The organism is Vibrio sp. Y176 (genome assembly GCF_033438945.1).
This window is the reverse complement of the sequence record NZ_JAWOQS010000152.1, coordinates 1-990: the sequence shown is the minus strand read 5'-3', so window position 1 is coordinate 990 and position 990 is coordinate 1. Positions and strand designations below refer to the sequence as shown.

Sequence of the window (990 nt, the reverse complement as noted above, 5' to 3'; positions counted from 1 at the left end):
TACAAAGGTTCACGTGCGCTGATGTTAGGCGTGGGTGGAGTATCTCCGGATGCAGCGGATGCAGATGTGATTTTGCACGAGCTAGGACACGGGATTCACTATCAAATCGTTCCCGATTGGGCGTATGGCCACACTGGTGCGATTGGAGAAGGTGTCGGTGATTACTGGGCGGGCAGTGCGAGCTACCGAACACAGTATTTAGATGCGGCTCGCCGTGGTCAGGAATTTGAGATTGATACGGTGTTCAACTGGGATGGCATGTTTGGCGTTCGCCGCGCAACACGCAGTCTCTGGAACCAACGTGCTCGTTACTTTGAAGGAGCGGAATACCGAGCGCATGAAAGCGTTGGTGGTGAATTGGGCGACGAGTTGTGGTCGACACCTTTGTTCCAAGCCTTAAAAGCGTCCGTTGCTCGTTATGGAGATGGTTCGGATCGTGTTTTCCGTGACTTTGACTCGATTGTGCTTGAAGGCATGTACGGCGTGGGTCGTGGTGTAAAAATGCATGATTTTGCGGAGTCCACCGTATTTGCCGCGACAATGCTTTTCCCTGAAAAAGAGTACGCACAAATTCTGAAAGATAGCTTCGCACAACATAACTTACTCAAAGTTCCCTTTAACGTCAGATATCAATCTCGTTACATTAAAACTGGGGAAATGGTCGAGTTGACGCTTTCTCACACTGGCCGATCTGCAAGCGTAAAGGGCAATTGGTCACTGAACAACGACACATCGAAAGCGGTCGATGTGCAACTGGCAAACTCGGCCTCTTTCAGTGCCAACTTACCAACGGGGCTGACGTGTGGTGCACCGTTTGAATCTAAAGTTTCAGTGGATTATCAGTTTGCTGAAGGGCTTAAGGCGCAATCTTGGCAAAACGTGACGGCGCTAGTGAATGGTATTCCTCTACTTCTGAATAAGCCCAAGACTATCGAGGATGCGCTCACCGATGCGAGTATTAACTCGCGCGGTCAAGAAGTGCAAGGGAAC

Annotated in this window: 1 pseudogene; it reads left to right on the top strand. The window is 50.1% G+C overall.

What is annotated here, in order from left to right:
• Nucleotides 1-990, top strand: a pseudogene (locus tag R7O13_RS24770) (propeptide, peptidase); the annotation flags it as partial.